Consider the following 13,123-nt stretch of genomic DNA (forward strand, 5'->3'; position numbering starts at 1 on the left):
CTCATCCGAGAGCCAGAACAGATCCGCCACCGCCGCCTCCGCGCTGCAAACGGCAGCCTCGAATCATAAAACTACAGCCCACGCAACACCTTGATGCGGTTTTGACCCTAGCATTACAGTTGCGTTTTGGGCGAGGTTCTGACTCTTTGCGTCGCCATGATTCGCGCATCATGGACGTCGGAGAGTTCGGTCGAGGCGACGCTGGAGTTGTGGGCCTCGTCGCTCTGGGAAGTGAAGGGGCGCATGCGGCCTCTGTTCACCCAGGACCGGGTCGCCGCCTCGGCCGGAGCGTTCCTGGATGGACTGCTCGGCGCAGAGCGACGCAAGACGGGTTGGATGCGGGCGGAAGCCGCGGGCGATCCGGGGCCCTGGCGCCAGCAGGCGGTGCTTGGGCGCGGACGCTGGGACGCCGACGCTCTGCGCGACGTGGTGCGTGACTATGCTCTGGAGACGCTGGCCGATCCGGACGCGGTTCTGGTTCTCGACGAGACCGGCTTTCTGAAGCAGGGCAAGGCCTCGTGCGGTGTGCATCGCCAGTACACCGGCTCGGCCGGCAAGATCACCAACTGTCAGATCGGCGTGTTCGCGGCCTATGTCTCACGGCACGGTCATGCCTTCATCGATCGGGCCTTGTACCTGCCCCAGACTTGGACCTCGGATCCAGCCCGGCTGGCCGCCGCCCACGTGCCGAAGGGGACGCCCTTCGCAACCAAGCCGGGATTGGCTCTGGCGATGATCGAGCGGGCGATGGCCGCCGGCGTGCCGTTTTCCTGGGTGGCGGCCGACACCGTCTACGGGGTCGGCGACATCGAGATGGCGCTGCGGCGGGCGGGCAAGGGTTACGTGCTCGGGGCTAAGAGTGATCACCCGTTCAACTCCTGGGCCGGCAAGCCGCTGGTGGCCGGCACCGCCGAGACGATTGCGGATGGCCTGGCTCCGTCGGCTTGGACCCGCTTGTCGGCGGGCGACGGGACGAAGGGCGCGCGGCTGTATGACTGGGCCTATTGTGAACTGGCCGACCTCGATGGGGCCGCCTACGACCAGACCGGCGTGTGGACGCGGGGGCTCCTGATCCGCCGCAGCCTGAGCGATGGTGAGCGGGCCTACTTCACGACCTGGTGCCCGGCCGGCACGCCGATCCAGATCCTGGTCAGCGTCGAGGGACGGCGTTGGAGCATCGAGGACGCGTTCGAGACGGCCAAGACCGAACTCGGGCTCGCTCACAATGAGACCCGTTCCTGGCACGGCTGGCACCGGCACGTCAGCTTGGTGATGATGGCCTTCGCCCTGCTGGCGGTGATCCGCCATCACGCCAACGCGCCGCCCCCAAAAAGCCGAGCCCGGCCGAGACGGCGCGCCCACTGATCCGCTGGTCGGTGCAGGAGATCCGTCGCATCGCGGTGCGGCTGGCGCAGCGGCGCATTCAGCCCGCTCACGTCATCGCATGGTCGCTCTGGCGACGGGCCCATCAGGCGGCCGCCCGCCAGGCCCATCTCAAACAACGCGCGTCAGACGCCAAACGGCGGCAGCGCCGGAAGCCAAGCCGGGCCAACCGGCAGCCAACACGCACAAAAACGCAACTGTAATGCTAGCCCGGATCGTTTCAGGTCTTTCATCATTCCCCCTCGAAAGCCGCCCCGGAGAAACAGGCTCCCCGGGGCTCACCAGACGGCGTGATATCAAACGGAGCTGAGCGGACGCCGCAAACCGGCGACACCCAATGTGGCAAATCAGCCGTTCTTGACATCGATGCGCTTGATCTTCGCCTGCGCCTCGGGTGTCTGGGGCAGCTTGATCGTCAGAACCCCGTTCTTGAAGGATGCCTGCGCCTTTTCGCCATCCACACCGGGAGGGAGCGGAATTGTCCGGTAGATCGCGCCGTAGCTGCGCTCGGACAGGTAATACCCCTTCTTCTCCACCTGGCGCTCGATCTTCTTCTCCCCCTTCACAGTCAACATGTCATCGTTGACCGTCACCTCGATGTCCTTCATCTCCATGCCCGGCAGCTCGATCGACACTTCGATCGCGTTGTCGGTCTCGACCATGTCGGATTTGGCTTCGCCGCTGCCCCAGGGCCATTCGAACTGACCGACCCGGTTCCAAAAGTTCTCGAACACATGGTTCATTTCGCGCTGGAGTGTCGCGATCGGGTTGTCTTCGCTGCTCTTGGCGTCTGGCGCGCCGTCCTTGCGCGCCCAGGGGATGAGGTCTTTGATCTGCATGATATGGTCTCCTTCGGTTTTCAGGCGCCCTTGACGGCGATCCTTTTCGGCTGCGCTTCAGGGGCTCGGGGGAGCGTCAGGGTGAGGACACCTCCACGCATCTCGGCTTCGATCCTGTCGGGGTCGAAGTCCTCGGAAAGCGTGAAGGCACGCTCGAAATCGCCCTCGCCATATTCGGCATAGGCAAGTTCGAGGTTTTTCGGCCGCACCGGGTCAACCTTGCCGCGGATCGTCAACACACGATTTTCGAGCGTGATTTCGATCGCATCGGCGGCGACCCCAGGCATTTCAAGCATCATGGAGAAACCCTGATCGGTCTCGACGATATCGGTCGACGGGCGGTAGATGCGTCCGCCGCCGGTGGTCTCAGGCGAGTCGGTCGGCGTCTTTTCGGCGGCTTGCGAGATGTCGGTGCTCATCGTTCCAGCTCCTCTCAGGCTGCCTTGATCTCGATTTTCTTCGGCTTCGTTTCCTCGGGCCGCGAGATAACGATCCACAATACGCCGTTCGCCATCCTCGCCTCGACCTTGTCATCCGAGGCCACGAACGGCAGCCGGATCGCGCGGGAAAACCTGCCGTAAACGCGTTCGTTGCGGTGCCAGCGCGCACCGTCGGGAACCTCGGGCGCCTTGCGTTCGCCCGACAGCGTCAGGACGTTGTCCTTGACCGAAATTTCAATGTCGCCCGGTTCGATACCCGCAAGTTCAGCGGTGACTGCAACGGCCTCAGGGCCTTGCCAGACATTTACCGCCGGGAACGCCGCGCGGGACGGCGGCCAGAAACCGCGGTCGAGATCGCGCATCATGGAGCGCATCAGCGCAAAAGGATCGCTGCGGCGCAGATATGTCGGATAGAGCATTGCTGGCCTCCTGTAGCTGATCGATGCCCGAACCGGCAGCATGGTCCGGTCGGGCAACCTGGCCGGCCGGACGTCGGTTCGGAGACCGCCCATCAAGATAAGCCGTTCCATTTATTGTGCAAGCATATATGCTGCGTGCGTTGCACCTTGGATAGAGGGCAGTCTATCCTGTTTGTCATGCAGCCGGAGGAAGGATACCCATGATCGCTTCGGACATCGCGCTGATCGGGACGACGATCCACCGGGTCGCGCAGCTCATCCAGCAGCGGATCGACAACGAGATCGGCGATAGCGGCCTGACTCGCCTGTCCTGGATGGCGGCGGCACACGTCGAGGATTCGCCCGGGCTGACCATCGGCGATCTGGCCGGGCGGCTGGAGGTAGGCCGAGCCACTACGGGCCAGCTCGTCGATCGCATGGTCAAGGGCGGTTGGGTCGAGCGGTCGCCGTCACCCAGCGACCGGCGGTTGCAGATCGTCACGGTAACCCCAAAGACTAGGGCGATGCTGGATGAGCTCGCGCCCCGGCAATCGGCGTTAGAAGATGAAATCCTGCAGGATTTGTCCCCGGACGAACGGCGCGTCCTGCTTGTGCTGCTCGAGCGGATCCGGATGCGGCTGATGCAGAGGCAAGGCTGATCGGCATGGAGAAGAGAACCGAATACAACATCTGGTACTGGATCGTCGCCTTCTTTGCGATCCTCCTCATCCAGAACCTGATCGCCGGCTGGCAGTCGGTCGCCCCCATCACCTACAGCCAGTTCGAGACCTACCTAAACGATGGCAAGATCGCCTCGGTTGCGGTCGGATCAGACGCGATCACCGGCACGTTCAAAGAGCCGATTGGCGGCAAGCGACAGTTTATCACCACAATCGTAAATCCCGCGATCCTGGCGCGGATCGACCGCTCGGGGGTGGAGATCACCGGGGTTCCGCAGAATACGCTGATCGGCACGATTCTGTCCTGGGTGGCGCCCGCGCTCGTCTTCTTCGGAATCTGGATGCTCCTATTCCGAAAGTTCGCCGAGCGGCAAGGCTTTGGCGGCTTCATGCAGGTCGGCCGCAGCAAGGCCAAAATTTACATGGAAAAGGAAACCGGCGTCAGTTTCGCTCACGTGGCCGGCGTGGACGAGGCCAAGGCCGAGCTGGAGGAGGTGGTGGAGTTCCTCAAGAACCCGGCCGAATACGGAAAGCTGGGCGCACATATCCCCAAAGGCATATTGCTCGTTGGGCCGCCGGGCACCGGCAAGACGCTGCTGGCGCGCGCGGTGGCGGGTGAGGCCGGCGTGACCTTCTTTTCGATCTCGGGATCAGAGTTCGTCGAGATGTTCGTGGGCGTCGGTGCCGCGCGGGTGCGCGACCTCTTCGAGCAGGCTCGGAAATCCGCGCCGGCGATTATCTTCATCGACGAACTCGACGCTCTCGGGCGGGCGCGCTCCTCCGGCCAGGTCGCTGGCGGCCACGATGAGCGTGAGCAGACGCTGAACCAGCTTCTGACCGAGCTCGACGGCTTCGACCCTTCGGTGGGCATCGTGCTCCTGGCCGCCACCAACAGGCCCGAGATCCTCGACCCCGCGCTTCTCCGCGCGGGCCGCTTCGACCGGCAGGTGTTGGTGGATCGGCCCGATAAGAAGGGACGTGTCCAGATTCTTGGCGTTCACATGAAAAAGGTGAAGCTCGCCCAAGATGTCGATGCCGACAAGGTGGCGGCGCTGACCCCCGGCTTCTCCGGGGCCGACCTCGCCAATCTGGTGAACGAAGCCGCGCTGCTCGCGACGCGCCGCAAGGCCGAGGCGGTGACGATGGACGACTTCAACAATGCCGTCGAACGCATCGTCGCTGGGCTCGAGAAGAAGAACCGCGTTCTGAACCCGCGCGAACGCGAGGTCGTGGCGCATCACGAGATGGGGCACGCCCTGGTGGCGATGGCTCTGCCGGGGGTGGATCCGGTGCACAAGGTCTCAATCATACCGCGCGGGATCGGCGCGCTCGGATACACGATCCAGCGGCCGACCGAGGACCGCTTCCTGATGACGCGCGAGGAGCTCGAAAACAAGATCGCAGTCCTGCTTGGCGGGCGCGCGGCAGAGAAGATCATCTACGATCATGTCTCGACTGGGGCGGCGGACGATCTGGTCAAGGCGACCGATATCGCCCGCGCCATGGTCGCGCGTTACGGGATGGACGAAGACCTCGGGCATGTCAGCTATGACACCGATCGGCCCGGCTTTCTCGGCACCGGCGATCAGGCGTCCTGGCTCAACCGCCGCTACAGCGAGGCCACGGCCGAGCGAATGGACCTGAAGGTGCGCGACATCGTGGATGGCGTCTTCAAGCGCACCCTCACCCTTCTTGAAACCAATCGGGAACTTCTTGAGCAATCGGCGCAGGATCTCCTGCAACGAGAGACACTGGACGAGCCCGATCTGGTGGCAATTGGGTCCAAGGTGAAAAGAACGGAAGCGGTCGCTGCGTGACACTGTCACTGGCGCAGATGATCGGCGGATAACCCTGACTGGATAAAGATAAAGGAGAAGACAAATGGCAAACGGAGCTTGCGATATTTGCGGTCGCCCGGCGACGGCGCGCGTGCGCGCCTCGGTGAACGGCAGAATTCAGAACATGGAGCTTTGCGACCAGCATTACCGCGAGATGGTGCGCCGGTCGGGCCGCAGCGCCTCGCCGCTGGAGTCCCTGTTCGGACGGCATTCCCTTCTTGACGAGTTCTTCGGCGACAGCGGTTTCGGCAGCCTCTTTGGCGACAGCCCGTTGCGGGGCGGCACGCTGGGCTCCATGGGCGACGGTGATGACGAGGTCGTCGACGCCACTTTCGGAGAGGGCACGCCACGGCGTGGTTCGCGGCGCGGCGGCGGACGCACCATCGCTGACCGGCTGAGCGAACAGGGCAACAAACTATTGCAGGAGGCCGCACAGAAGGCAGGAGAATTCGGGCGCAGCGAGGTCGATACCGAACATCTGCTTCTGGCGCTGACCTCGTCCGACGTCGTCAAGACGATCCTGGAACAGTTCAAGGTCGATGTGGACGATCTGCGCCGGCAGATCGAGAAGGACGCAAAGCGCGGAGAGGCCAAGGCGTCGGGCGAGATCGGCGTCAGTCCGCGCCTCAAGGATGCGCTGAATCGCGCGTTCATCGCGTCTAACGAACTCGGCCATTCCTATGTCGGTCCCGAGCACCTTCTGATCGGACTTGCCGAGGAAGGTGAAGGCCTGGCCGCGGCGATGCTGCGCAAGCTGGGGTTGACGCCGCAGGCGCTGCGTCAGCAGGTGACGAAGGTGGTCGGCAAGGGAGCCGAGGAAGGCCGCGTCGAGACTCCGTCGAACACCCCCGATCTCGACCAGTTCAGCCGTGACCTGACGAAGCTCGCCCGCGATGGCAAGCTCGATCCCGTCATCGGCCGCGCCCGCGAAATCGAGACGACGATCGAAGTGCTGGCCCGCCGGAAAAAGAACAACCCGGTGCTGATCGGTGAGCCCGGCGTGGGCAAGACCGCCATCGTCGAGGGACTTGCACAACGGATCGTCGCGGGCGAAGTGCCCGAGGCGCTGCGCGACAAGCGGCTGGTCGAGCTCAACATCAACTCGATGGTGGCCGGGTCGAAGTATCGCGGCGAGTTCGAGGAGCGAGTCCAGAAGATCCTCAAGGAGATCACCGAGGAGAAGGACAGCCTGATACTGTTCATCGACGAGATCCACACCATCGTCGGCGCCGGCCAGGGCGGTGGCGAAGGTGGTCTCGACATCGCCAACACCTTCAAGCCGGCGCTGGCGCGGGGCGAGCTGAACCTGATCGGCGCGACGACGCTCAACGAGTACCAGAAATACATCGAGAAGGACGCGGCGCTCGAGCGACGATTCCAGCCGGTTTATGTCGAGGAACCCACGGTCGCACAGACGATCATGATTCTGCGCGGGCTGCGCGACACGCTCGAAAGCCACCACAAGGTGACGATCACCGACGAGGCGATCATCGCCGCCGCGGAGCTTTCGGATCGCTATATCACCGGTCGCTTCATGCCCGACAAGGCGATCGACCTGATCGACCAGGCCGCGGCGCGGGTGAAGATCTCGGCCACTGCGCGGCCCGTGGACGTGCAGGAGCTCGAAGCCGAGGTCGCGCAGATCAAGCGCGAACAGGACTATGCCGCAGCCCGCAAGCAATTCGACCGAGCAGCAGAACTGAAGAAGGAGCTGGAGCAGAAGCAGAAGGAGCTGGACGAGCTTCTGGAAATCTGGAAGCGCGACCAGGCTTCGGCGACCGCCGAGGTGCGCGCCGATCACGTCGCGCAGATCGTCTCCAAGATCACCGGCGTTCCGGTCACGGAGCTGACCACCGAGGAGAAGGACAAGCTCCTCAAGCTCGAGGAGAAGCTGCACGAGCGCGTCATCGGCCAGGAAGAAGCGATCCGCGCCGTGGCCGATGCGGTGCGCCTGGCGCGTGCGGGTCTGCGCGAAGGTTCCGGTCCGACTGCGACCTTCCTGTTTCTCGGGCCAACCGGGGTTGGCAAGACGGAACTGGCCAAGACGCTCGCGGAGGTGATCTTCGGCGACCAGGATGCGCTGATCCGTATCGACATGTCGGAGTATGGCGAGCGCCACTCGGTTGCCCGGTTGGTTGGCGCACCTCCGGGCTACGTCGGATACGACGAAGGCGGGCAGCTGACGGAGAAGGTGCGCCGTCGGCCCTACTCGGTCGTGCTCCTCGACGAGATCGAAAAGGCGCATCCCGATGTCTACAACATCCTGCTTCAGGTTTTCGACGATGGCCGCCTGACAGATGGCAAGGGCCGCGTGGTGGACTTCACTAACACCATCATCATCGCCACCTCGAACCTCGGTTCGGACATCATCCAGCGCAACCTCACGAAACGCGGCAGCAGGGAGTTCGACGAGGCCAAGCAGAAATCCGAACTGATGGAGGTGTTGCGCGGTCATTTCCGGCCAGAGTTCATCAACCGGATCGACGAGATCATCGTCTTTCATTCGCTGAATCAGTCGGAGATCCGCCAGATCGTCGAGTTGCAGCTCAACCGGGTGAAGCGGACCGCCCTTACCCAGGGCGTCGAACTCGAATTCGACGTGAGCGTCGTGGATCACTTCGGCGCGGTCGGCTTCCGCCCCGAATTCGGCGCCCGCGAGCTGCGCCGGCTGATCCGGTCGGAGTTGGAGACCGAGTTGGCCCGCGAGATGCTCTCCGGGCGGATCGAGGATGGTGACAAGGTCCGCGTCGCCTGGTCGGAAGACGAACAGAGGGTCGTGTTCGAAAAGATCGTAAAGGACACCGGTGACGACAGCCCGGACGATCAGGCCAAGGCCGGGATCGAGGAGCCCAGCGAAGTTGCCGAAAACAAGACGGACGTTCCGAAGCCCAGCGTTGAGGATGAGGTGCAGTCCAAGGACGACAAGTCCGCCGAGTGACAGCGCAAAAGACTGGCCCGGCGCGATATCGGTCGCGCCGGACCATCTCTTCGGAGAGTTATAGGAAGATCCACGGCATGAACGTCATTAGATCATTCCGCAATCTCGACCGGCACGGCCAACAGCGCGCGCCTGAGGTCATCGAGGAGGAGGTGCGGCAACTTGAACCGCACCTTGCGCGCTTTCGCGAGGATCTGGTCCGGCTCGAAGTCGTTGCCTCGCAGACGAGGGGCAAGAAGCGCATCAAAGTCAGCCTGCGCCTGCAACTGCCGTCGGGCGTGATCGCGGCGCGGGAAGAGGGATTCGAGATCGAGCCTGTCCTGCGCAAGGCCTTTGCCGACCTGCGCCACCAGGTCGATCGGCATGTGGCGCGCCTCAAGCACGAGCCTGAATACAAGCGTCCCGCCCGCCGGCGCCGGATCGGCGCCCCGCTGCCGCCCGCGCGGGATGCGGCGGAAGCGGACCGGCGCCAGCTCTTCTTTGACCTGATCGAGGATCATCTCGATACGATCTATGACACCGTCAGGCGCGAGTTGACCTATCTCGAATGCAGCGGATCGGTACCGGAGGGATATCTGAGCGTTCGCGGTCTCTTCGATGCGACGATCCTCAAGGGGCTGGCCCGCTTCGAGGATCGGCCTTCGGAGTTTTCCGTCGGCGACTGGCTGAAACGGCTGGCTTTTGAGACCATCGAGGAAGAATCCCGCGCCGCCCGCCGCGCCGTGCCTGAGGATGCCGCCTCCATCGAGGCGGAACCCGAGGCCCCGGCGGAGGATCCGACCGAGGCGGATCAGGCGATGTTCGAGTTCTACCAGCCCGACGAAGTGCTGATCCTGGAGGACCTCATCGCCGACGACGGCGGCACAGACCCCGAGACCGAAGTGGATCGTCATGATATCGCCATGGCACTGCACCGGGCTATCGCAGATCTTGCTCCGGTCGAGCGCCGCGTCCTGTATCGGATGTACCTGGAAGACGCCACGATCGCGGAGACGGCGCACCTCCTGGGTCTCACTGAGGCGGAAGTGTTGAAGATTGCAGAGAACGCGGCGGAGACACTGCGCGGCACGCTGGTCGAAGCCGGGTTGATCGGCGAGGCATCGGGGCGCGCGCCCGTGGAAAGGGAAATCGCCCGGACGCAGTGTCTGCCTCAACCGGTCGAGGACCGCCGCCGCGTGGCGGCCGCCCTGGCCGGCGCGGAGACAATCGGTACTACTGAGTTGAAACCTGAACAGGAGATGGACCAATGACGACAACATCTGCAAACCAATCCGACACGTTGCAGGACATGCTGTGCAGCCTGTCCGGGAACTGGTGGCTGTTCGTGCTGCGCGGTATCCTGGCGCTGGTGATCGCGGTTCTCGCCGTCCTCATGCCTGCGGAAGCGCTTCTGGCGCTCACGCTGGTCTTCGGCGCGTTCGCCTTTGCCGACGGCGTGTTCGGCCTCGTCGCCGCGATACGTAACATCCGCAAGGGCAAACGCTGGGGCTGGCTGATGTTCAGCGGCATTCTGGGCATCGCCACGGGCGTCGTCGTGGTTGTCTCGCCTTTTGTCGCGACGCTTGTGCTTGCGACATTCCTCTGGGCCAGCATCGCATTCTGGTCCGTGTTCTCGGGTGCCCTCGAGATCGCGGCAGCGATCCGCCTGCGAAAGGAAATCAACGGCGAAATCTGGCTGATCCTGAGCGGCCTTCTCTCGGTCGTTCTCGGTGTCGTCGTGACCTGGATGCTGCTGACGCGCCCGGTCGAAAGCTTCCTCGCGCTCGGCTGGCTGATCGGCTTCTACGCCGCGGTCTTCGGGGTGATGATGATCCTCCTCGGGCTACGGCTTCGCAAGGCGGATCGTTCGGACGGTGCGGCCTTCGATGACGCTCCCCATCGGCAAAGGCGTGAGGTGCCCTGTGGTGGATGACGGGCGACTTGCCGGCGAGGAGGACGATTTCACCCGATGGGACGAAACGATCTTCGACCGTTGCCTGAGCACCGGCTTCAATCCGTTCGGCAGCGGTCCGACGCCAATCTTCCTGCGGCACCGGGACGCAGAGGCGCCGGACGCCGATGCAAAGCCGTGCATGCCACCTGGCACCGAAAATGCGAGGTGCTGATGTCGAACCGCCTGCCTGACTTGGCATTTGCTGCTGCGGCCGCTGCCTTGGGCATCGGCATCGTTTTCGTTTTTCGTTCGATGTATCTTGCCGAAGACATACTGCCTTTCGCGCAGGAGATGACGCTCATCTTCCTCGGCGCTGTCGTGACGATCATTCTGACCGCGGCGCTTCTCAATCGCCAGACCGATCTCGAGCTTCGCAAGGAAGGAAGGGTCATCATCCTCCAGCAGCAATGCGACATTTACATGGCCTGCATCGAGAAGGTCGCAGAGATCGTGGAAACCGCAAGGCACGATGCGAAGCTGATCGATGAACTGCGTGTTCTCAGCCACAAGCTGGCTGTGGTCGCGAGTGCAGGGGTCGTGTCCAGCTTCGAGCAGGTACTGGAGAGCTTGCAGTCCGGTTTTGCTGACGGCACGCTCTCGGACGGGGACGGAGAGGGCGTGATGAATGCCGTCGCCGATCTCACGATAGCGATGCGGTCGGACGTCCTGCACGCTGCTGCCTTTCCTTCGCAGAACACCGAACGCGCCGTTCGCCTGAATTCGAGGCGAATGGAAAAACTCGGCGATCTCGAACGTCACCTTCTCGTATCCACCGACTCCCGGGAGAACTGATATGCGCGGCCATAATCGCCCACCATTCCCGCCGAAAATTCCCGGAACCGATCTGCCATCCTGGGACGTTCCGACGGCAATCATCTACTGACCTGCCACTGAGTTTTTCCTCCATCTGAGATTAGAGTCCGGCCTCGATTGAAGGACGGACAGATGAAGCGGAAGCGGTTCACTGAAGAGCAGATCATCGCCGTTCTGCGCGAGCATGAGGCGGGTGCGAAGGCGGGCGATCTGGCCCGCAAGCACGGTGTCAGCGAGGCGACGCTGTATAACTGGAAGGCCAAGTATGGCGGGATGGACGTGTCCGACGCCAAGCGCCTGAAGGCCTTGGAAGACGAGAACGCGAAGCTGAAGAAGCTGCTGGCCGACCAAATGCTGGAAGCCTCGGCACTTCGCGAGCTTCTGTCAAAAAAATGGTAGGGCCCGCCGCCAAGCGCGAAGCCGTCGCGCATCTGCAGGCCGTCATGGGCCTGTCGGAGCGTCGGGCCTGTTCCTTCGTCGGTGCCGATCGCAAGATGATCCGCTACAGGTCATGCCGTCCGCCGGAGACGGAGTTGCGCGGCAAGCTGCGTGACCTCGCAAACGAGCGCCGGCGTTTCGGCTACCGGCGCCTGTTCGTCCTGCTGCGGCGGGAGGGCGAGACGTCTGGCGTCAACCGCATCTACCGGCTCTACCGCGAGGAGGGCCTGACGGTGCGCAAGCGCCGGGCGCGGCGACGCGCGGTGGGCACGCGGGCGCCGATCCTGGTCGAGGCAAGGGCGAACGCGCGCTGGTCGCTGGACTTCGTGCACGATCAGTTCGCCTGCGGGCGGCGCTTCCGTGTGCTCAACATCGTCGATGACGTGACGCGCGAATGCCTGGCAGCGATCCCGGACACGTCGATCTCCGGTCGCCGCGTTGCTCGTGAGCTGACGGACCTGATCTCCCGACGCGGCAAGCCGGGCATGATCGTCTCCGACCACGGCACGGAGTTCACCTCGAACGCGATCCTCGCCTGGTCGAAGGATCATCGCGTCGAGTGGCACTACATCGCGCCCGGAAAGCCCATGCAGAATGGCTACGTCGAGAGCTTCAACGGCCGGATGCGCGATGAGCTCTTGAACGAGAGCCTGTTCTTCGGCCTCGACCACGCCCGCAGCGCCATCGCCGAATGGAGGCAGGACTTCAACACCGCGAGACCGCACTCCTCGCTCGGATACCAGACCCCGGCGGCCTTCGCCGGAACCCTTACCGCAACCGGCTCCGACGCTTCGCTCGATAAGGGCTTCGCGTCTCCGCCCGTTGCTCAACCCGCGCCCAACGGCGTAACAGAAACGGTCGAGACTCTAGGGTCGAGACTCGATCAGCACCAGAAGGCGATGACGGCGGCGAGCGCGAGGGCGGAAGCGTAGTTGCGGGCGAGCTTGTCGTAACGGGTTGCGATGCGGCGGAAGTCCTTGAGGCGGTTGAAGGTCGCCTCGATGCGCCAGCGCTCGCGGTAGCGGCGCTTGTCGTGGCGGATCTTCCGCTTTCGGCCGCGCTTGCCCGGGATGACGGGCGTGATGCCTGCCTCCCGCAGATCGGTGCGCAGCCAGTCGGCGTCGTAGCCTTTGTCGGCGGCCAGACGGCGGATGCGGCCGGGCGCCTCGGCCAGTACGGCTGGCGCGGTCGTCACGTCGCTGGCGTTGCCTGGCGTCAGCAGAAGGACGCCGGGGCGACCGAGGACGTCGGTGAGCGCGTGGACCTTGGTCGTCTGGCCGCCGCGCGACGGGCCGATGGCCTGCGTGCGAGCCCCCCTTTATGGATGGCCCGCCCCTCACCGGGCTGCCCTGCTAGGCTGGCAGGGTAGCGGAGATGAGGAACGGAGCGAGACGATGCCGATCACGGTGTTGGGGATCGACCT

The 13,123-nt window shown here is 63.8% G+C and carries 11 protein-coding genes and 1 pseudogene; 8 read left to right on the top strand and 4 right to left on the bottom strand.

Annotation, left to right across the window (positions count from 1 at the left end; all coding sequences use genetic code 11):
• Positions 1-156 precede the first annotated feature (156 nt).
• On the top strand, positions 157-1,365 hold the full coding sequence (locus MFF24_RS27855; RefSeq protein ID WP_238229117.1) for an IS701 family transposase: 1,209 nt from the start codon (positions 157-159) through the stop codon (positions 1,363-1,365).
• Positions 1,366-1,730: 365 nt separating this feature from the next.
• On the opposite strand, the gene MFF24_RS27860 is transcribed toward MFF24_RS27855, so the two are convergent.
• The 3 genes from MFF24_RS27860 to MFF24_RS27870 are packed head-to-tail and all read right to left on the bottom strand — an operon-like array spanning position 1,731 to position 3,081.
• Positions 1,731-2,222 carry an Hsp20/alpha crystallin family protein gene (locus tag MFF24_RS27860; RefSeq protein ID WP_011982931.1) on the bottom strand — a complete coding sequence of 164 codons (492 nt, stop codon included), beginning with the start codon at positions 2,220-2,222 and terminating at the stop codon, positions 1,731-1,733.
• Between the two features lie 20 nt (positions 2,223-2,242).
• Positions 2,243-2,641 carry an Hsp20/alpha crystallin family protein gene (locus tag MFF24_RS27865; protein ID WP_003603273.1) on the bottom strand — a complete coding sequence of 133 codons (399 nt, stop codon included), beginning with the start codon at positions 2,639-2,641 and terminating at the stop codon, positions 2,243-2,245.
• 14 nt (positions 2,642-2,655) lie between these two features.
• On the bottom strand, positions 2,656-3,081 hold the full coding sequence (locus MFF24_RS27870; RefSeq protein WP_238229118.1) for an Hsp20/alpha crystallin family protein: 426 nt from the start codon (positions 3,079-3,081) through the stop codon (positions 2,656-2,658).
• A 200-nt stretch (positions 3,082-3,281) separates the two neighbouring features.
• Here MFF24_RS27870 and MFF24_RS27875 point away from each other — a divergent pair, with 200 nt between their 5' ends.
• The 7 genes from MFF24_RS27875 to MFF24_RS27905 all read left to right on the top strand — a co-directional run bounded on the left by MFF24_RS27875 (position 3,282) and on the right by MFF24_RS27905 (position 12,632).
• A complete protein-coding gene (locus tag MFF24_RS27875) occupies positions 3,282-3,719 on the top strand; it encodes a MarR family winged helix-turn-helix transcriptional regulator (protein ID WP_238229119.1) in 438 nt (145 codons plus the stop codon).
• 5 nt (positions 3,720-3,724) lie between these two features.
• Positions 3,725-5,557 carry an ATP-dependent zinc metalloprotease FtsH gene (gene ftsH / locus MFF24_RS27880; RefSeq protein WP_238229120.1) on the top strand — a complete coding sequence of 611 codons (1,833 nt, stop codon included), beginning with the start codon at positions 3,725-3,727 and terminating at the stop codon, positions 5,555-5,557.
• Positions 5,558-5,621: 64 nt separating this feature from the next.
• Entirely contained in the window at positions 5,622-8,516 is a 2,895-nt protein-coding gene (locus MFF24_RS27885) for an ATP-dependent Clp protease ATP-binding subunit (protein WP_238229121.1), read from the top strand.
• A 77-nt stretch (positions 8,517-8,593) separates the two neighbouring features.
• Positions 8,594-9,766: an RNA polymerase sigma factor gene (locus MFF24_RS27890; protein ID WP_238229122.1), complete on the top strand. Its 1,173-nt coding sequence runs from the start codon at positions 8,594-8,596 to the stop codon at positions 9,764-9,766.
• Between the two features lie 38 nt (positions 9,767-9,804).
• Complete coding sequence (locus MFF24_RS27895) at positions 9,805-10,428, top strand: HdeD family acid-resistance protein (protein ID WP_425543157.1); 624 nt, start codon at positions 9,805-9,807, stop codon at positions 10,426-10,428.
• Positions 10,429-10,620: 192 nt separating this feature from the next.
• A complete protein-coding gene (locus MFF24_RS27900; protein ID WP_142585247.1) occupies positions 10,621-11,241 on the top strand; it encodes a hypothetical protein in 621 nt (206 codons plus the stop codon).
• Between the two features lie 153 nt (positions 11,242-11,394).
• Positions 11,395-12,632, top strand: a protein-coding gene (locus tag MFF24_RS27905; protein WP_238229124.1) for an IS3 family transposase whose coding sequence is annotated in 2 segments (ribosomal slippage) — positions 11,395-11,647 and positions 11,647-12,632 — 1,239 coding nt in all. Because the reading frame shifts where the segments join, the coding sequence is not laid out codon by codon here.
• Here MFF24_RS27905 and MFF24_RS27910 read toward each other — a convergent pair.
• Positions 12,584-13,015 (bottom strand): annotated as a pseudogene (locus MFF24_RS27910) (IS5-like element ISMpo7 family transposase); the annotation flags it as partial. The gene MFF24_RS27905 and the pseudogene MFF24_RS27910 overlap by 49 nt on opposite strands.
• Positions 13,016-13,123 lie beyond the last annotated feature (108 nt).

This window comes from Methylorubrum aminovorans (assembly GCF_022179725.1).
In the GTDB taxonomy this organism is placed as follows: Bacteria; Pseudomonadota; Alphaproteobacteria; order Rhizobiales; family Beijerinckiaceae; genus Methylobacterium; species Methylobacterium aminovorans.

Excerpts from the sequence above, each read along its gene's own strand:
- MFF24_RS27860 (WP_011982931.1), bottom strand. The coding sequence starts at position 2,222 with ATGCAGATCAAAGACCTCATCCCCTGGGCGCGCAAGGACGGCGCGCCA.
- ftsH (WP_238229120.1), top strand. The coding sequence starts at position 3,725 with ATGGAGAAGAGAACCGAATACAACATCTGGTACTGGATCGTCGCCTTC.
- MFF24_RS27890 (WP_238229122.1), top strand. The coding sequence starts at position 8,594 with ATGAACGTCATTAGATCATTCCGCAATCTCGACCGGCACGGCCAACAG.
- MFF24_RS27875 (WP_238229119.1), top strand. The coding sequence starts at position 3,282 with ATGATCGCTTCGGACATCGCGCTGATCGGGACGACGATCCACCGGGTC.
- MFF24_RS27895 (WP_425543157.1), top strand. The coding sequence starts at position 9,805 with ATGCTGTGCAGCCTGTCCGGGAACTGGTGGCTGTTCGTGCTGCGCGGT.
- MFF24_RS27900 (WP_142585247.1), top strand. The coding sequence starts at position 10,621 with ATGTCGAACCGCCTGCCTGACTTGGCATTTGCTGCTGCGGCCGCTGCC.
- MFF24_RS27870 (WP_238229118.1), bottom strand. The coding sequence starts at position 3,081 with ATGCTCTATCCGACATATCTGCGCCGCAGCGATCCTTTTGCGCTGATG.
- MFF24_RS27885 (WP_238229121.1), top strand. The coding sequence starts at position 5,622 with ATGGCAAACGGAGCTTGCGATATTTGCGGTCGCCCGGCGACGGCGCGC.
- MFF24_RS27855 (WP_238229117.1), top strand. The coding sequence starts at position 157 with ATGATTCGCGCATCATGGACGTCGGAGAGTTCGGTCGAGGCGACGCTG.
- MFF24_RS27865 (WP_003603273.1), bottom strand. The coding sequence starts at position 2,641 with ATGAGCACCGACATCTCGCAAGCCGCCGAAAAGACGCCGACCGACTCG.